Annotated in this window: 23 protein-coding genes and 1 pseudogene; 5 read left to right on the top strand and 19 right to left on the bottom strand. The window is 35.9% G+C overall.

The annotated features are described in order from the left end of the window. Positions 1–3: 3 nt before the first annotated feature. From FDO66_RS12230 to FDO66_RS12200, 7 genes are all read right to left on the bottom strand, one after another. Positions 4–1527 (bottom strand): flagellar hook-associated protein 2, encoded by a 1524-nt coding sequence (locus FDO66_RS12230; RefSeq protein ID WP_141432935.1) that lies wholly within the window; start codon positions 1525–1527, stop codon positions 4–6. A 15-nt stretch (positions 1528–1542) separates the two neighbouring features. Continuing rightward, on the bottom strand, positions 1543–1887 hold the full coding sequence (flaG, locus tag FDO66_RS12225; RefSeq protein WP_141432934.1) for a flagellar protein FlaG: 345 nt from the start codon (positions 1885–1887) through the stop codon (positions 1543–1545). A 166-nt stretch (positions 1888–2053) separates the two neighbouring features. After that, on the bottom strand, positions 2054–2686 hold the full coding sequence (locus tag FDO66_RS12220; protein ID WP_141432933.1) for a hypothetical protein: 633 nt from the start codon (positions 2684–2686) through the stop codon (positions 2054–2056). After that, positions 2670–3833 carry a hypothetical protein gene (locus tag FDO66_RS12215; RefSeq protein ID WP_141432932.1) on the bottom strand — a complete coding sequence of 388 codons (1164 nt, stop codon included), beginning with the start codon at positions 3831–3833 and terminating at the stop codon, positions 2670–2672. The genes FDO66_RS12220 and FDO66_RS12215 overlap by 17 nt, the downstream gene beginning before the upstream one ends. Position 3834: 1 nt before the next feature. After that, on the bottom strand, positions 3835–4701 hold the full coding sequence (locus FDO66_RS12210) for an ABC transporter ATP-binding protein (protein ID WP_141432931.1): 867 nt from the start codon (positions 4699–4701) through the stop codon (positions 3835–3837). An 87-nt stretch (positions 4702–4788) separates the two neighbouring features. Beyond that, a complete protein-coding gene (locus tag FDO66_RS12205) occupies positions 4789–5946 on the bottom strand; it encodes a HAMP domain-containing sensor histidine kinase (RefSeq protein WP_181444553.1) in 1158 nt (385 codons plus the stop codon). Continuing rightward, on the bottom strand, positions 5931–6608 hold the full coding sequence (locus tag FDO66_RS12200) for a response regulator transcription factor (RefSeq protein ID WP_141432929.1): 678 nt from the start codon (positions 6606–6608) through the stop codon (positions 5931–5933). The genes FDO66_RS12205 and FDO66_RS12200 overlap by 16 nt, the downstream gene beginning before the upstream one ends. Positions 6609–6942: 334 nt before the next feature. Between FDO66_RS12200 and FDO66_RS12195 the strand changes: the two genes are divergently transcribed. Next, entirely contained in the window at positions 6943–7467 is a 525-nt protein-coding gene (locus FDO66_RS12195; RefSeq protein WP_141432928.1) for a DoxX family protein, read from the top strand. Positions 7468–7784: 317 nt separating this feature from the next. Continuing rightward, positions 7785–8276 (top strand): GNAT family N-acetyltransferase, encoded by a 492-nt coding sequence (locus tag FDO66_RS12190; RefSeq protein WP_141432927.1) that lies wholly within the window; start codon positions 7785–7787, stop codon positions 8274–8276. 65 nt (positions 8277–8341) lie between these two features. Here the strand turns inward: FDO66_RS12190 and FDO66_RS12185 are convergent, their stop codons facing one another. Then, entirely contained in the window at positions 8342–8683 is a 342-nt protein-coding gene (locus FDO66_RS12185; RefSeq protein WP_141432926.1) for a DUF3889 domain-containing protein, read from the bottom strand. Positions 8684–8805: 122 nt separating this feature from the next. Between FDO66_RS12185 and FDO66_RS12180 the strand changes: the two genes are divergently transcribed. The 3 genes from FDO66_RS12180 (at position 8806) to FDO66_RS12170 (ending at position 9997) form a co-directional block, all read left to right on the top strand. Continuing rightward, entirely contained in the window at positions 8806–9150 is a 345-nt protein-coding gene (locus tag FDO66_RS12180; protein ID WP_141432925.1) for a cupin domain-containing protein, read from the top strand. Between the two features lie 213 nt (positions 9151–9363). Further along, entirely contained in the window at positions 9364–9588 is a 225-nt protein-coding gene (locus FDO66_RS12175) for a helix-turn-helix transcriptional regulator (protein WP_141432924.1), read from the top strand. After that, on the top strand, positions 9569–9997 hold the full coding sequence (locus FDO66_RS12170; RefSeq protein WP_141432923.1) for a branched-chain amino acid ABC transporter substrate-binding protein: 429 nt from the start codon (positions 9569–9571) through the stop codon (positions 9995–9997). The genes FDO66_RS12175 and FDO66_RS12170 overlap by 20 nt, the downstream gene beginning before the upstream one ends. A 381-nt stretch (positions 9998–10378) precedes the next feature. Here FDO66_RS12170 and FDO66_RS12165 read toward each other — a convergent pair whose 3' ends face one another. The 11 genes and pseudogenes from FDO66_RS12165 to FDO66_RS12115 form a co-directional block, all read right to left on the bottom strand. Beyond that, positions 10379–11383 carry a sulfonate ABC transporter substrate-binding protein gene (locus tag FDO66_RS12165; RefSeq protein ID WP_141432922.1) on the bottom strand — a complete coding sequence of 335 codons (1005 nt, stop codon included), beginning with the start codon at positions 11381–11383 and terminating at the stop codon, positions 10379–10381. Positions 11384–11394: 11 nt separating this feature from the next. Next, complete coding sequence (locus FDO66_RS12160) at positions 11395–12117, bottom strand: ABC transporter ATP-binding protein (protein ID WP_141432921.1); 723 nt, start codon at positions 12115–12117, stop codon at positions 11395–11397. Between the two features lie 14 nt (positions 12118–12131). Continuing rightward, the gene (gene ssuC / locus FDO66_RS12155; RefSeq protein ID WP_141432920.1) at positions 12132–12917 is read right to left on the bottom strand and encodes an aliphatic sulfonate ABC transporter permease SsuC; all 786 of its coding nucleotides are present in this window, start codon (positions 12915–12917) and stop codon (positions 12132–12134) included. After that, positions 12914–13552, bottom strand: coding sequence for a carboxymuconolactone decarboxylase family protein (locus tag FDO66_RS12150; protein ID WP_181444552.1), 639 nt, complete (start codon positions 13550–13552; stop codon positions 12914–12916). The genes ssuC and FDO66_RS12150 overlap by 4 nt, the downstream gene beginning before the upstream one ends. A gap of 316 nt (positions 13553–13868) precedes the next feature. Further along, positions 13869–14387, bottom strand: coding sequence for a thioredoxin domain-containing protein (locus tag FDO66_RS12145; protein ID WP_141432918.1), 519 nt, complete (start codon positions 14385–14387; stop codon positions 13869–13871). A gap of 129 nt (positions 14388–14516) precedes the next feature. Beyond that, complete coding sequence (locus tag FDO66_RS12140) at positions 14517–14708, bottom strand: hypothetical protein (protein ID WP_141432917.1); 192 nt, start codon at positions 14706–14708, stop codon at positions 14517–14519. A gap of 69 nt (positions 14709–14777) precedes the next feature. Next, positions 14778–14894: pseudogene (locus tag FDO66_RS21570) on the bottom strand (flagellin); the annotation flags it as partial. Between the two features lie 348 nt (positions 14895–15242). After that, complete coding sequence (locus FDO66_RS12130; protein ID WP_141432916.1) at positions 15243–16400, bottom strand: flagellin N-terminal helical domain-containing protein; 1158 nt, start codon at positions 16398–16400, stop codon at positions 15243–15245. Between the two features lie 142 nt (positions 16401–16542). Further along, complete coding sequence (csrA, locus tag FDO66_RS12125; protein WP_141432915.1) at positions 16543–16761, bottom strand: carbon storage regulator CsrA; 219 nt, start codon at positions 16759–16761, stop codon at positions 16543–16545. A 4-nt stretch (positions 16762–16765) separates the two neighbouring features. Further along, positions 16766–17215, bottom strand: a complete 450-nt coding sequence (gene fliW, locus FDO66_RS12120; RefSeq protein WP_141432914.1) for a flagellar assembly protein FliW — start codon at positions 17213–17215, stop codon at positions 16766–16768. Positions 17216–17230: 15 nt separating this feature from the next. Next, positions 17231–17818: a DUF6470 family protein gene (locus FDO66_RS12115; RefSeq protein WP_141432913.1), complete on the bottom strand. Its 588-nt coding sequence runs from the start codon at positions 17816–17818 to the stop codon at positions 17231–17233. Positions 17819–17866 lie beyond the last annotated feature (48 nt).

Genomic DNA, 17866 nt, shown 5'->3' with positions numbered 1-17866 from the left:
TCATTAATTGCTAAATTGCTGCATCAGATAATTTGATTGTGAATTTGCTCGCTGAATCGCTTTTTCCATTGCCGTAAATTGACGATAATAACGATCCTCCACTTGCATCATTCGGTCGTTAAATCTTGTGATTTGATTCGTGTAATTATCCAATATTCTTCCAAGTGTAAAGGTATTATTGACGCTGGTAGATTTCCCTGCCTTGGTTTCAATATCCTTCATCGTTGATTTGATGGCCTCTCTTAATCGCTGTGCAAGCCCCTTCTCTTCAGTAGTAGTTCCACTTTTTTGAAAAAGCTCGTATATTCCATTCGGATTGTTTGTGATCGCCGCTCGCAGCTTGTTTTCATCAATATTCAGCTTTCCGCCATCTAAATAATTGCTTGTGGTTGAAATTCCGATTTCAGTGAGCTGCTTAAAGCTGCTTGTACCACTTACAGAACCATACAAATCCAATCTCATTTTATTTAAGCTTCCAGAAAGAATCGAATCATTTTTAAGCGTTCCGCTTTTCGCTTTTTCCTCCCATTGCTCAACCTCTTTATCAGATAACTCCTTTTTCTGTTCACTCGTTAAAGGCTGAAAATCTCGATATCGATCTTCCTTTATTTTCTTATTTATTTTATCAATCGCTTCATTATATTTATCTACGAATTTAACAACCGTATCCATAATTGCATCTACATCAGGAGAAGAGGAAAAACTAACTATTTCAGGGTCGGTTTTCTTTTTTAACGTAAACTCTACTCCGTTGATTTGAAACGTATTTGATGAACGAGTAAGGTCGAAGCCATTATAGGTTACACTAGCATTAACACCTTCCTTACCGACTCCGTTTATTTTAGCAAGGTCATTATTTGTATTTAGCTGTAAAACATCATTAAAAAACTTTCCTCCACCTGGACCATTATCCGTTAAGATAATCTCAGCGGACGAAGCGATGTCGCCTGAATTTTTAGCCGATATTGATAATTTCTTTGATGTAGTATCAAAAAAAGCTGTTACACCTGAATCCTTATTAATTTTTGCAATGACACTATCTAACGTGTCAACAGTTGGATCAATCGTCAATGTATAAGGTTCAGTTTGTAATCCGCCCTCTTTTGTAATTGCTTGTATCGTAATTTGCTGTGCGGCTACTCCAAAGTCTGATAATTTCTTCGTTGAATCCGTAATAGATGTCGGAATTTTACTGCTCATCGTCGCAGCTGAAGCAAGCTCATTAACTTTAATCGTTCCTGAAAAATCAATCGTTGAATTTATATTCTTAATCGAAACCGCATCAGGATTCAAGATACTCACAGTTTTCTTTAAATAAGAACCCTGCTTCATAACCCCATCAAACATAAATTTATCAAAATCAAACAGCAAGCTGTTCATCGAACGATAATCGTCTCTTTGCCATTCCGTGAACTGCTTCTTTTGATTAATTTTATCAAGCGGAATCCGTTGGGCTTTCATTAAATCAGACACCATTTGATCGATGTCCATTCCGCTCGCAAGCCCGCCAACTCGTATTCCTACCATTGTTCTACACCTCTCTTAAATCCGCTTATCAACTAGCAGTCCTAGAAAATCCGTCATAGCTGCATACATATCCAACAGCTTTTTTGATGGAATTTCCCGGATCACTTGCTGTGTTTTATCATCCACAACCTTCACATAATACTCATTGAGTTTCTCATGCAGCTCAAACTTCAAAGATGTATGCGAAGGCTGCATAAATTTATTTAAACCTTGAACGATATCTTCTATCTTTTCTTTTCTTATTTCCGCTTGATTTGTTAAATCATTTGGTTGTTGTTCAATCTTTGCTTCTGTCTTTTGATTCGTTTCTTGTAAACCTGCTGCCTGAACTTGTATGCGGGAAGAAACTCCATTTATCATTATGATTCCCCCTATAACGAGCAACTAATAGATTCTATTAACTATATCGGCAAAGATAAGGAGAGTTTAAATAGGAGAGTAGATTTTGTTCTCTTAATTTAGTCAACTAATTTTAAAAAGATGATAAAGGGTGACATTTTTCAACTGAAATGCCACCTAATATAAATTAAAGCCTTTTCCAATACCTCAAGTATAAAAAATCTATACAAAGCAAGAGAATTGAAAACAACAGCAAAATATATTTCCCTTCTATTAAGTCTCCCGTTCTTAAGCTAAACAAATAGACCTCCTTCGTGTATTTCCCTCTTGTAAAAAGTTCAAGCATATACCATGAAAAGGGTAATAAATAGGATAGTGAAAGATTTTCAGTAAAAATCCCTACAGAATATCCGATTATGCCTAGTGATAATGCCGTCGTAAAAACGCCTAGAATTATTTTATAAAATGAAAAGCTGCTCCCTTGTAAGTAAGCGAGATAAACAAAGAGAACAATAGAAAGGAAAACTAAAAGAATTCCCATTACTAATCTAGTTAATTCCGGCCAAACTAGGGGCATTTTTTTAGCATAGACCGTTTCCTTCGTCCCCTTGTTTTTTTCCGGAAAACAAAGTGATGGCAGAAGCACAAGGCCGCAAAGAGAAATTATGAGCTCTCCAATGTCAGCCATTTCTTGAAAATTAAGCATTTTAAAGCTAAACAGAAAGGAGCTGAGCGGGACTATCAACACACAAGCTAGTATGTTAACTTTTGGGATCAGTTTCAAGTTATAGAACAGAAAGCGATTAATCGATTTGTTCACCAATCTTCGTCCTCCTTTTCTCCCAGATAAGAGCTGTTATAACTATAAGTAATATTGCTACTCCCGTAATAAAAATCCGATTAATAGCAAATAAAGCGAAATCATCTGCACGGATAGGCTCAAAGCTGTTATGTCTTATAAAAAGCTTGTATAAACGATAATCCCCTTCAATTGGTATAATCGATACAACCCAGCAAAATAGCTGCACAAATAAAGAGGGAATAAAGCTTTTAAACAATAATGACGTGAACATGGAGATCGCTACTGACCCCATAATCGTCGGGAAAAGCCAGATCATAAAAGTAGGAATGAACGCAAAAAGATCTACATCATATCCATTTTGATGTAAACGAAAAGCTTGAATCGTGTAATATAGGGCAAAAACAATGACACTAACAAATAAAGCGATGCATATTGCTGTAAATTTCGCACCGACATAATAATAGCCCAGTACTTGCTTGCTCATAATTAGCTCTTCCATTTTATTCTTTTTATCCTTTAAAAAAATAAAAGCAGCGAGAAAAAAAGGGAGGACTCCTAAAGCAAGTCCAAGATAATCAGCAACATATCTAGCTACTGCTCGAGTATATAAATCTTTATCGGTCAAAATATGATAGCTTTTTATAGCATCCTCATACGTCTTAGGTTCAGTAAGAGTGCCTTCTAATTTTTTGCTTGCAAAAGGAGTTTTCCCGCCCAATTCACTGTCGAGCTGATCCATTAAGCTCAAAAATTCCTTATAATTAATCGCGATATCGATTGATCCACCCGATTTGATCCCATCAGGTGCAATGGCAGACATCGCCTTTTTGATCGCATTGACTTGCTTCTTATTCAGTTTTTCACTTTTATTTATGATCAAATAATTTTTTAATATTTCTCCTTGTTGTGCAGCAAAAGATAACTCCTGTTTATAAGTGATTTCCATTATTCTTTGTGGATCGGTCACTCTTTTTTTACCATATGGGGCAAATTCACCTAACCCCTCCTGCTTCATTTCATCAGGAGGTACAGGCTTTTTTGGATATTGGCTAACATCCATATCCACCTGAAGGATTGTAAAAAGAAATGTGAGCAGGATCAATACATAGAACAAAATATTTTTAAAGATATGCCTAAGTTCAATAATCGTTAACCTTACAAACATCCTATTTCATCCCCCTTATCACTTTCATATACGCATCTTCAATAGAGGGCTTGACCTTTTTAGCTCCAGCAAAAGGAATCGTTTTAGACAATAGTCGTACTTTGAAGCCATCCCCTTCCGCAACAGCTGATAATAAAGCGTCCTGCTTCTTTATTTGTTCAAGCATTTCATGATCAATTGTTGCAGTCCACACATAATCCTGAGCCTGTATCAACAAATCCTTAATTCCTCCTCCATAAACTAGTTTCCCAGAATCCAATATCGCCAGCTGGTCACATGTTGCTTCAATATCTTCTACAATATGAGTGGATAAAAGAACGATCCTGTCCTCTGCAAGGTCAGATAACATATTCCGAAATCTAATCCTTTCCTCTGGATCAAGCCCGACCGTTGGTTCATCTACAATTAACACTTGCGGGTCAGCAAGCAAAGCCTGTGCAATACCGAGTCTCCTTAGCATCCCACCTGAAAGATTTTTAGATTTTGTTTTTATGGCTTCAGTTAAGTTGACTTTATCGAGAAGCTCACTGATCCGTTTTTTTCTTTTTCGATTATCAGAAAGCCCCGAAAGGATCCCTAAATAATCCAAACTCTCGTAAACATTGAAAGAGGGATAAATGGAAAAGTTTTGAGGTAGATAACCAATGATCGATCGTACTTTTGTCCTTTCACTAATTGGGATGCCATTGATCATAACCTCACCAGAACTTGGCGGAATCAATGTAACGAGAATTCGCATAATAGTCGTTTTACCAGCGCCGTTTTTGCCTAGTAGACCGAACATTCCTTTGTGTATCGTTAATGAAACACGATCTAAGGCTACTTTTTGTCCATACGTTTTTGTCAAATCTCGAATGCTAATTTCCATAAGAAAACACTCCTTATCAAAAAAAATCTCTCTTGTATTTTTCTACAAGAGAGATTTTAATCTTCAAATCTATACGATTCATAAACTTTAAGTCGCAAATTGAACAATAACACATCCACCTCCATTTGTATGATTAGAAAGTGAAATGCTTCCTCCGTGCTTCTCCGTGATCGTTTTACAAATATTAAGACCCAGTCCTAAATGATCATCCTTTTTCTCCATATCTTCACGATAAAACGGTTCAAGACCACGATGGATTGATTGATGACTGAACCCTTTTCCATCATCCTTAACTGTTACGATCAAATGATCTTTATCCGATTTTAAAATCACTTCGATATGCTTTTTGGCAAAACGAAGGGCATTTGAAACAAGATTTTCAATGACCTGTATGACCATATCCGTGTCAAACGAAATAACCCTATCCGACGGATACGCCACCTCAATATGGATCGTCTTCCCATCATGAGTATAGGTTGCGAAATGTTGTGATAATATTTCCATAAAATCACATAGAACGATCTCTTTCTTATTTGGTTCCATTCCTTCTAGACTTTGCAGCGACGTCATTTCCTTTACATACCGTTCCAAACGTTCAATGCTATTTTGTATAATAGATAAAGAGTGAACAGCCTTATCGAGATCGACACTTCCTCTTGCCATCTTTTTCTTTAACACATCCGTTTGCCCTTTCAGAATCGTAAGAGGTGTTCTTAAATCGTGTGCAAAGGCACTATTTAGCCGTTTATGATCTTCCTGTATGCGCCACATTTTTGTAAAGCTTACATGAAGCTCTTCTCTCATCATATCAAAGCTCTTACATAGGGCGCCTAATTCATCTGAAGCATTGTAGCAAAGCTGAAAATTCAAATCCTTTTCCTGAATTTTTTTCACCGCTTTTCGCAGCTCGTTCAGTGGCTGCTTCATCTTCCAACGATAAAATATATAGGCACCTGCTACAGCACCCGAAGTGCAAAACACAAATGGAATAACGATCCCAACAATCAAATTCATTGTGTTCATCCATTGACTGTATTTTATAACAACAATTTCCCCATTAAATGCACGATCCTGTAGCATTGTTGTGCCTGTATCACCACTTTGAAGGAATAGCTCTAACTCATTGATAAGCTGGATAAGCAGAGCGCTTAATAACGCTCCCAACAGCATAAAAAGCCCAATCGACAATCCCATAGCAACGAGAAAAGGGATACGATTTACAAAAGCTGTTATTTTCTTAGCCATTTGTACCCTACTCCCCATACGGTTTCAATAAAAACCTCTTCAGTATAAGCTCCGATCTTTGCACGAATTCTTTTAATATGCTCTGTTACTGCATTATCATCACCCTCTGCATCGTAGCCCCATACTCGCTCATACACTATCTGTCGTGAAAACACCTGACCTGGATGAAGCGAAAGAAGCTCCATGATTTCATACTCTTTTCGGGCAAATGGAATGATATGCTGATCATAGCGCACTTCCCTCTGTCCAAAATCGATCGATAGTCTCCCATAAGCCTTATGTTCTGTTCGATACAGCTTTCTTTTTTCACGGCGTATATGGGCCTCTACTCTTGCGCCAAGCTCATCGATACTAAACGGTTTGACTACATAATCATCCGCACCAACACCAAAACCGAGAATTTTATCTGAGTCCTCAATTCGTGCAGTAAGAAAAAGGATCGGACAATCAACCCGCTCTCTTATCGCTCTGCAAACCTCAATCCCATCCATTTCTGGCATCATTATATCTAGCAAAATGATATCAGGACATTCGCATGAATATTCAACTGCTTCCGTTCCATTACCTGCGGTTAAAACTTCAAATCCTTCTGTCTCAAAGTAATCTTTTATAAACGAAACAATCCCTTGCTCGTCGTCCGCTATTAAAATTTTCCCTCTCATCTTTCTCACCTTCATTTTTTACATATACAAAAATGATAGACCAAAATTCTATATAAATTATAAACTTATAATCACATCGTAACATGCGTAATACAAAATAATTACCATTTATTATGCAATAAAAAAGCAGAGTGCCCCTTGAAAATTTTTCAAATCATAGTGTTGTTTTGCCTAAGTCTTAGTCAAAAGGATCTTCTTAAACAACCTTTTTCATATATTGTTCAATTTCTTTTGTATATATTGTGAATTCAATCACAAAGATGAGATTTATAACATCCTGCCTGATATATTGATAGTGTATTCATTATTGTTATATTGAAAGGAAGCGATTTAAATGTTTGTGACATTTTTAAGAGAGAATCGAATTGCCGCAGGTATTTTAACGATCATTCGCTTGTTTTTAGGATATTCTTGGTTAACATCAGGGTGGGGTAAGTTAACAGGTGGATTTGATGCTTCTGGGTATTTAACCAATGCTGTTTCTAATCCCGTAAAAGGACCGGACGGTAACGTCGTTTATAGCTGGTATGTGTCATTTTTAAAAGAGTTTGCAATACCTAACATCGAACTTTTCAATTTCATCGTTCCTATTGGAGAATTTTTAATAGGCTTAGGATTGATCTTAGGCTGTCTCACTACAGCTGCCGCATTCTTTGGATTAATCATGAACTTTTCTTTCTTCCTAGCAGGAACGGTCTCTCACAATCCAACCGATATTTTCCTTGGAGGAATTCTATTATTGGCTGGCCTGAATTCTGGTTACATTGGTTTAGACAGATGGGTAATCCCATATATTCGAAAAACTGTTTTTAAACAAATTTATACTGATAAAAATATGACTACGAAAAAGGTTGGATGAACATTAATATCACTTGATCAAACGCTCCTTTTCCCTAACGGATCTGGAGCTTTTTTGTAATAATAAGAAATTGATTGCCTCCCCCACTTACTCCCATCCAGCTTTACTCTACTGCCTAGAATTTCCGTCCTAACTCTACAATAGGTTGATGATAAGCACTTAAATCATTATTTAAAGGCTTTTAATTTGTATATTTTATCCTCTTTATGTTTTGATAAAATTAACGATTATTTGCTTTTTAAATACTAGCTAATAAGGAAGTACGATAAAAAAACATATTAAAAAGAGGGACGTATTTAATGATGGAGGAAATTAAAATGCTAGAAAATGAAGTGCTTTGGACAAAGGATGGATTTGCAATTAGTACCGATAAGAATTTCTTAAATATTGATGTTATTCACGATTTCCTTAGTAAAGATTCTTATTGGGTAAAAGGGATTACAAAAGAATTAGTTAAAGCATCCATTGAAAACTCCATTCTTTGCTACGGAGTATATGAAGGAAATCCAGCAAATGGCTCTGCAAAGCAAGTGGGGTTTGCTCGTGTAGTATCTGATCTTGTTAGATTTGCTTATCTATGTGATGTTTTTATACTCCCAGAATATAGAGGACAAGGACTGAGCAAATGGTTAATGGGCACCATTACCGAACATCCAAAGTTAAAAGGAACGGGCTTTATGCTTGCTACAAAAGATGCTCATGGTCTTTATGCCCAATACGGCTTTAAACCTTTAGACCAAATTGAAAAAAGAATGGCTCGACCGCTTGATTGGGAAGCTGTATATGAGGGTTATAACATACATAGATAAGCTATCGTTTCTTGCAATGAAAAATTAGTATAGATTGATCAGAGAATAAATAATAAAGAAACAAATTAATTCTGGGTCTTCTTAAAAGTGACTCTTTTGACTCTCTCTGTTTCATTATTAAATTCAATATTTATAATTACGCCATACTCTTTCCCGTTTTCTTTTAACCAAAATTTAAATCTCTCGGTTGAGGTTATGGGACCACTTATCTTACCGACATGAAGATAATCAATAATTTTGGCATTCGGATACTTTTCTTTTGTTTTCTTTAATGCAAACGAACCCCACTTAGCATATGGGGGAGCTTCTTCCTGCCTAGCATATGCTTTATTGAATAAATCGAGTGGAATTACACTTTCAGAACAAAAAACAAGTGTTACAAATAAACAAATGAATAGCTTTCTCATAGCATTACCTTCTTTGTTTTTCATATTATTATTTCATTTTAAACAATAAATTATGTGAAAAATTACGGAACTAGTTTATCTGACTAGTTTACCTAAAATAAAAAGAACAAGGAGTAATTATCTTGAAGATAAGTAAACACAATGCAGAACATTACATATGGGGAGAAATTTGTGATGGTTGGCATTTAGTAAAAAACAAAGATTTAAGCGTGATACATGAGCGAATGCCCGCTCATACTTCAGAAGTTAGGCATTTTCATCAAAAAGCTCGCCAATTTTTCTTCGTTTTGTCAGGCAATGCAACATTAGAAATGGATGGTGAACGAATAACGTTAAACTCGAATGAGGGACTAGAAGTTCCACCACTCATTCCACACCAAATGTTGAATGAATCGAATGAGGATATTGAATTTTTAGTCATATCTCAACCGATTAGTCATGGAGATAGGATCTTAGCAGAATTATAACTTTAGAAGCAACTTTTATGGATTAACAACTTAGTAGAACATATTTTGTAAATAAAGAATTTAAAAGGGGAGAATCTGTTTTTGGTATTACTTTCAAAGCAGGTTCTTTTTTATATCTAATGAAATTAATCTTTAATACCAAAAATGTAATATATATATTACAAAATTCAATTTATATGTTACAATCAACTTGTAAGGAGGGAATGATCATATTTGAAAAATAATGTAAAGGTTGCTCGTATACAAGTAGACTTAACACAACAGCAGCTAGCCGAAAAAATAGGTGTCACTCGCCAAACGATCAGCTTAATCGAAAAAGGGAAATACAACCCAACCTTAAAACTATGTTTGGAAATTTGTTATGCAGTAAATAAAACGCTTAATGAAGTTTTTTGGATAGAACCAGGAGGGGATTCAAATGAAAGTAATGAAAGATGAACGATTAATCATTCGGGGATTAAAAAATATTCGAATAGCATTCGCCATTCAAACGTTAGGAATAATCGGAATTTTAATCTTTGACGGAATAACAAAAGGCTTTTCCAACGTAACCGATAATCCGTTATGGCTACTATTTATTGGAACAAGTGTTATTCTAGGCTATTTGAATTTAAGTATATCCGTAGATACATATGAATCGTCTTCTAAAAGAGAAAAAGTTCCGTTTTATTTAGTCATGTTAATTAGTTTTGCAATTGTGGCGATTATTACACTTTGCATCATTCTGTTTTCAGGAAGTACAATTAAGGATGCTATCATTATTGGCCTAGTGATATTTATTTGTTTTTTAATACCGACTTCTATTACCTACTATATGAGAAAAAAACGTTCCCAGGATGAGGATTAATTGAAAAAATTGTATATGTAAAAAGAATCCTCAGAACGAAAGATTCAAACTCCCTCATAACAGTATCGAAAAACGAGTACATTCGCATCAATTTGACCTGTTCGAAGGAATGCCTATAACAAAAAAGTCATCTTCCCTATATCACGGGAGATGACTTTTTGATTTTCATCTATAAATCTAAGTATAAATTCGTAGGACAGCCTTACAGACAAAAATCATGATCAAAATTAATTTTAACGAATGCAAAGTTGATACAACAAACTTTCCAGCCTCATCAAAATCTACATACTCTTCTTTTGTGAATTTGATAATTGTAGGATTATCCCTTTCTAATACCACAACATCTGCCAAACCAAATTCAAGTATTTTTTCAATAATAATTTATTTCGTTACAACTGATTCTGGATACCAATCTGGATTTTGCTTTGTCACTTTTTTAATGTCTACTGGCTCTGGGAATAATTTCAAACCGTAAAACGTATTCGCTAAATCCTGTTGAGCTTTTACAGCTTCATCGTCAATTGGTAATACACCGAATTCTCGTCTACCATTCGCAACTTCAAGTGGCTTAGCATCTAATTTAAGTTCTTTAGACAAAATTGTAGCAACTTCTTTTGTATGCGTATTTGCCCATTCATCTGACTTTTGGAGTTCTTCTAAAATAATGTTAATTGTATCAGGATTATTATTCACGAACTTTTCAGAACCAAAATAAAAAGTACGGTTTTGTGTTAAGTTTTCTCCATTTACAATCGTTCTTGTTTTTGTACTACCTTCTAACACAGCCAAAAACGGATCCCACGTACCGATGACATCAATTTCTCCAGATTCAAATGCAACACGTCCTTCCGCTGCATCTTTATAATAAATCAAATTTACATCATCAATGCTTAATCCTTCTTTTTCTAATGCTTTAACAAGAAGATAATGCATATTACCGCCTTTTGTTACTCCAATTTTCTTCCCTTTAAACTCTTTAACCGTTTTAATTGGGGAATCACCTTTTACGACTAAAGCAACTCCTTTCGGATAAGGTGTATCAGACGCTACATATACACTCGTTTTGCCACTTGCTTGAGAAAAAACACCGTTGGCATCTGATGCATGTCCAAAATCAATAGCTCCTGTGTTTAATCCTTCTAATAAAGCTGTCCCAATGGGAAATTCAGACCACTCCACTTTTATATGTTCTTTCTCTAACCGTTTCTCCAACGTACCTCGTGCTTTTAATATATTTAATGTATTCCCTTTTTGATAACCAATTTTCACTACTGTTTCTTTATCCTTACTAGAATTTGAACTACTTTCCTTCACTCCACACGCAGCTAATAATCCTATAATTAAAATAGCAATCAACCCATATATCCACTTTGCATTTTTCCTCATGTGATCTCCCCCTATTGTCCCTGTTCCTGCATTAACTGATCTAATATAATATTTTGATAGTACGTAAATTCACTATCAACACGTCTCGGTCTTGCTAATGGAATTGTTAAGTCTGATTCAATGCTACCTTCTTTAATGATAATCACTCGATCAGCTAAACGTATCGCTTCACTAACATCGTGTGTCACGAGAATAGCTGTGAACTTTTCTTCATTCCATAGCTGTTCAATTAAGTTTTGCATCTCTAAACGAGTAAGTGCATCTAACGCACCTAGTGGTTCGTCAAACAATAATAATTCCGGCTTTCCAGCTAATGCTCTCGCTAATGATACTCGCTGCTTTTGTCCTCCAGACAATACAGCTGGCCACTCTTTCTGTTTATCTGCTAACCCGACAAGTGATAACGATGTTTTGGCTGCTTTTTTATTTTTTTCTGTGACACCAATTTCAACATTTTCTAAAACACTTTTCCACGGAAGCAAACGTGAATCTTGAAACATAATTCTCGTATCAGAATGCAGACCTTTCACTTGCTTTTCATTAAAGACAATCGTTCCATTTGATGGTTTTTCTAACCCAGCAATAAGACGAAGCAATGTACTTTTTCCGCAACCACTTTTTCCAACAATCGCTATAAATTCATTAGGATTAATCGTTAAATTAATCTGTTTTAACACATGCAAATTACCGAATGTTTTGTCTAAATTGTTTAGTTGAATTTTGGTTCCTGACACGTAAAACCCCCACTTTATGCTTTTGGTTTATAAAAATTCGGATGCCACTGAAGCCATCTTTTTTCTAGTATGACCGCTAACACATCTGATAATTTCCCTAACAATGCATATAGAATAATACTTAAAATAACAATATCCATCTGCATAAACTCTCGTGCTGATGTTGCCATATAACCAATTCCTGTATCTGATGCAATCGTTTCAGCTACAATCAATGACATCCACATAATACCTAATGCATAGCGTACACCAACTAAGATCGACGGCAACGCACCTGGTAATAGTATTTGCCAAAACAATGATACTCCTTTTAACCCATACACTCTTCCCATTTCAATTAGCCCTTTATCAACGTTCCGAATACCATGATATGTATTTAAATAAATTGGAAATGCTACACCTAATGCAACTAAAAAGACTTTCGCTTGCTCACCAATGCCGAACCATAAAATAACTAATGGAATTAGCGCTAAATGGGGAATTGTTCGAATCATTTGTATCGATGTATCAAGCAACTTAGACGCAATTGGAATTAAACCGTTCACGAGGCCTAAACTAAAACCAATTGCCCCGCCGATAAAAAATCCAACAACTGCTCGTTTTGTACTAACCCATATATATTGAAACAGACTTCCATCCTTAGATAAGCGAATCGTACCTTCAATCACTTCAACCGGAGTAGGCAGAATTTTATTCGATAAAATTCCTAATGACCCTAGCACTTGCCATAGAATCAAAAAGAAAAGTGGAATAATCCAAGGTAGTATTGTTTCTGAAGCTGTTTTTATTTTATGACTCACACCGTTGGACTCCTCTCTGCATCTACAACATCCAAAACATCTGCCAAATGTCTTACTGTACTTCCAGCTCGTAATGCTGCAGCAATTAAACTTGCCTCGTTTAACTCTTGTTCACTTACCTTGTGTTCACTTGCAACGGTTTGAAGTTTATCAATATACTCACTAGACCTCAAAGCGTGTGCCACAGCATATGAAATCAAAATAACAAGTTTTGTTGGCAGAAGGCCTACAGAATCGACAAAAGGTAAGATTAGCAAATCGTGTAAATGTGTATATTGATCAGGAAAAAGCTTCTTTAACGACTTTTCTTGATTCTCAACTCCTAATCTCTCAAATAGACTAATAGAAATAGAAGGCAAAAGTGCAGTTCCTGTCTCAATTGAAGTAGCAATAATCGCACCTTCTATTAATTCTTCAGCTGTAACACCTACTCGTTTTGCTTTTTTTGAATGAAACTTTGTGCAATAAGAACATTTCGTGACTGTTGTCACCGAAACGGCAATGATTTCTTTTTCTTTTGCAGAAAGGACTCCTTTTTGCCATACATCATCTGCAAAACTTCTATATTTCTGAAAAAACTCCGGATGAATACTTGGGAGCTTTGATAATTGCTTACCGATATCGTTTATACTCACATTAATTCCCCTTTAAAACTATATTTTTACTTGGTTTTATAGTTGCAGTAAAACAGATCTATTTATTACAATTACTTTTTTGAAAAGTGCACTTTCATAAAATTAACCTAGGAAACAATAAAATAATAAAAAAATAATTTGCAGCACTTTTTTTATATAAATAGATTTCATGCTATTATCTTCACCTAAGGACCTTTTTAATCACCACATATAAATAGGTTATAGATTAAGGGACTAAGGAGTCATTTAATTTTTGTTATGTTAATAAGTCCTACTTTTGCTCTCATTATGTATTCGAGGGAGTTATCTAATAATATTATTTTTCTAGTGCCGCCTCAATTTCAATTTTCAATTCCTCTGCCGTTATTTCAGTAGGATATTGATATTCTTTGTTATTGATAAAAACAGTAGGCACCATTTTCACATTTCTGCGAATGGCCTCTGCAGTTACATTCAAACTAATTTCGGTATTTTGTGGCTCTTCTTTTAAATGGTATTTTTCTGATAATAGATTTTTGATTTCTTGATTATTCAATTGATCCCATTTTCCTTGTGTTTCAAATAATTCCTTTAAGGTTTCTTTCACATGCGATGGATTCTCATAATCTAGGAATAGGTTGATTAACGTACCATTTAACAACATCTCCCTAGGCTTGTCATAATGCTTTACAATGAATTCAACTTGCCTATTATCTATGTAGTCTTTTAAAACATCTTCTGCAATACCATAAAATGAAGCGCAATAAGGGCACGCTAAATTCAAAAACACTTCAACCTTTACAGGCGCATCTTTCTGTCCAAAACTTAATAGAGCCTCCTCAATCTGATTCGTCAATTCTCTCACTCGCTTTCCATAAAATTCAATCTTTATTTCATTAAAAAATTATAACAATTCCTATAAGAATTATCAACATTGAATTTCATTATATTCAATCCAATTTTCCCAGTCCTTCAATAATAGAACCTACTGTACAATTTTTATCAAACTTAAATAACATTTTGTCCCATTTTTATGTCCTCTAAATACACAATAGTGATCGGTTTGTTCCATAAACACAAGATTAGATACCTGATGTTCTTCATGGATTCGTAAAATTAGATTTTCTAATTCTAGAGCTACTAGTTCTCGATTTTCTCTAAACATCACCATAAGCACTTATTTCTCCAATTCACTTATAGTAAAGAGACCCTAGCATAACTAGAGTCCCCAATTTGATAAAGATTATTAACGAAGAAGTTGAAGCACACCCTGCGGCTGTTGATTGGCTTGAGCCAACATTGCTTGTGCTGCTTGAGAAAGAATAGAATTCTTTGTTTGGTTCATCATTTCTTTCGCCATCGTGCGAACATTTACTTTCATAAATGACAAGACTATATCTTCACCCTCTAGCAATCTAGTAGGGGTCGGGCACTTCGGATTAACAATGCTGATGACCATTGTTTCACCTACGGATTTCATCATCATAGCTTTCGCCTTAGATGGTATATCCTAGTCGTTGAACCTTCTCCACTCTTTCGAGACAGGAGCTTGGCTGCTGATTGCCCAATCTTTTCTTTTTTTATACCATCACGCCTGTCGTTTCCAACTACGTTGTGGTAAGAAAAACTCTAAGGGGTTTCCAGCAATTCACCCGATTATGATCTCTAGCCGTTACCAGCTAGGACGACTGTGCTTAGCTACGCTTTCTACTTACGCAGCTAAAGCATAATCTACGTCACGGATACGAGATTCCGCAGCAGTTAAGTTTTCAGAAGATGTGTTCAAGTTGTTGATTGTATGTTCTAAACGGTTTTGAGTAGCACCAAGATTTGAACGTTCTGCTGAAACTTTTGCGATTGCTTCATCAATAACTTTGATCGCTACGTTGGCTTGACCTTGATTTCCAACTTTAAGGTCTTTTACCCCTAGAGCTGAAGAACCCATGTCTTTGATTGCTAAATTGATGTTGTGACCAGTGTTAGCACCGATTTGGAATGTAGATGAACCATCGGAATGAATATCAGTTGCTTGAGTTGTTTCAGAGAAACTAGAAAGTGCATTAGATGCTCCAGTTCTTACATTACCACTAGAATCCTTAACAGTAACTGTGAAACCATGAATAGCTCCTGCTTCACCAGTAGCAGCTGCGTCAAACTCAACGCCATCTCCTGCAGCTGTGTTAGCTAACGCTGCTAAGTTAGCATCTGCTGTTCCGCCTTGACCATCAGTATTTGTTAAATCGCCAAGTGTTGTTGTAGCATCTGATACAAATGAGTTAGTAACAGTTTGACCGTTCATAACATATGAAACTTCAATTGTATCTCCTGCTGCAATACCTAAGCTGTTACCATCTTTATCAGTAACTGCTGTTAAAAGAGTGGCAACTGCGCCTGAAGTACCTAAAGATGTATTAGCAGTTGTATTTGCACCTGCTACAGTTGTCTTATCCATTGAACCATCTAATAGGTTCTTTGTGTTGAACTGAGTTGTTTCAGCAATACGATCAATTTCTTTGCCTAATTGATCCATTTCATCTTGAATGTTTTTACGGTCTTCTGCTGTGTTTGTATCATTAGCCGCTTGAGTTGCTAATTCACGTTGACGTTGAAGAATTGAGTGAGTTTCGTTTAAAGCACCCTCAGCTGTTTGAATTAAAGAAATTGCATCTTGAGAGTTTGCTGAAGCCTGATCTAACCCACGAATTTGTCCACGCATTTTCTCAGAGATTGCTAAACCAGCTGCGTCATCCCCTGCACGGTTAATACGAAGACCTGAAGACAATTTCTCCATTGATTTACCTTGCGCACCGTTGGCAGCATTAAACTGACGATATGTGTTAAGTGCCGCAATATTGTGATTAATTCTCATTGTTCATTTCCTCCTTGAATTTTCTTGTCCACTTCCTTGTGAACATTTTTCGAGTTGACAAGGTCGGCCGCCCTTGTTTAACTCCTCGAAGTATATATCGTCAGAAAGTCATAGGTGTTTAATAACATTACTGTATTTTTCTCTATTTTTCTCGAAAGATTTTTAGGATATTTGTAATGTCCTGGGATGCTAGTTGGTTTTCGTTGATTATTTGGTCGTGTACTTCCTTGCGGAGGATTTCAACCGTTTTTGGTGCTTTTATGCCGATTTTTACCTGGTCTCCTTTTGTGGCGACGACCATAATTTCGATGTCGTCTCCAATTTTAATGACTTCTCCTGGTCTTCGTGTTAAAACGAGCATGGCTTCACTCCTTTACGGTTACAGGCTGTGGTTTTGAAAAAATGGAATGCTTTGTTGTGTAGGCTGGATCATTTAAAATTACCTGTTGTGCTTCTTTGGTTGCTGTATTAATGACGATCGGCGCCTGTAAATTTGCTGTTGTTTTTTCAAACGGTTCGTTGATCGTTAAGATGACAAAGATCTTTACATCCTTTTCTGAAAGCAGCAGTAGCGTTTTAACAGCATGCTCTTCTAATTGAAAATCGTATTCTTGGAAAAAAGCAAACGGATCAGCAATGATAAAAGCTAATCTCTCAGTAGAAACGGATTGCATAACAGAAAAGGTTCCATCATTGGAAAGAGGTAAAATAACAAACTCTTTTTCATCTGGAAAACCAGGAATTCCTTTTTTGAAATGCAGGATCTCTTCTTTCTGAACGTCAATCTCTTCATGAAATTTCGTGTTTATTTTCATTCTTCATCATTCCCTTTAAATATACTGTTCATAATTCGTCCCTACGTATTTTAGATTTTCAAAATCAACCTTTAATGTAGGATATTGCTTCAACTGAACTTGAACCTGACTAGGATGAAATTGATAAATAGGTTTATTGATCTTACTATGAATGATCGGCTTTTGCGGATTCCATTGAATATCAATTGTTCCTGGGTCATAATCTATTTTTACACTTCCAGCAGAGGGAATCCAGCCTATATTAATATTATATGGACCTCGTTCGCTATTCCTTTTGGCGATTCTCGCAATAGCTCCTCGACCATTTTCAATTTTCATGAGCTCATCCCCGTCCTCGGCTCTTCTTGCAATCCCTTCAAGCAAATCTTGTCGGCCTTTCTGGGCTGCATCCTCAAGCATTCTTGTCATCGACTTTATTCCTACGTCTTCCCTCGCTTTCGTTTGATCAATTGTTAGCTTGGAAGGTGTTCGCTCGATATTTAGTTCAGCTCGGGGCTGTTCAATCTCTAAATCTGCTTTTGGCTGTTCGATTTCAATAGAGCCTCTTTGTGTATGGATATCAATTTGAGCAAAGCTTGATTGTAATCGAATTTGAGGAAACATGTTAAATCCCTCCTCTTTAAAAGGTATATTCTAAAAAAGAGGATGACT

It is taken from the genome of Bacillus sp. 03113 (genome assembly GCF_006546985.1).
GTDB lineage: Bacteria > Bacillota > Bacilli > Bacillales > Cytobacillaceae > VATK01.
Note: the sequence above shows the minus strand (reverse complement) of the source record. Positions and strands in the feature narration are given on the sequence as shown.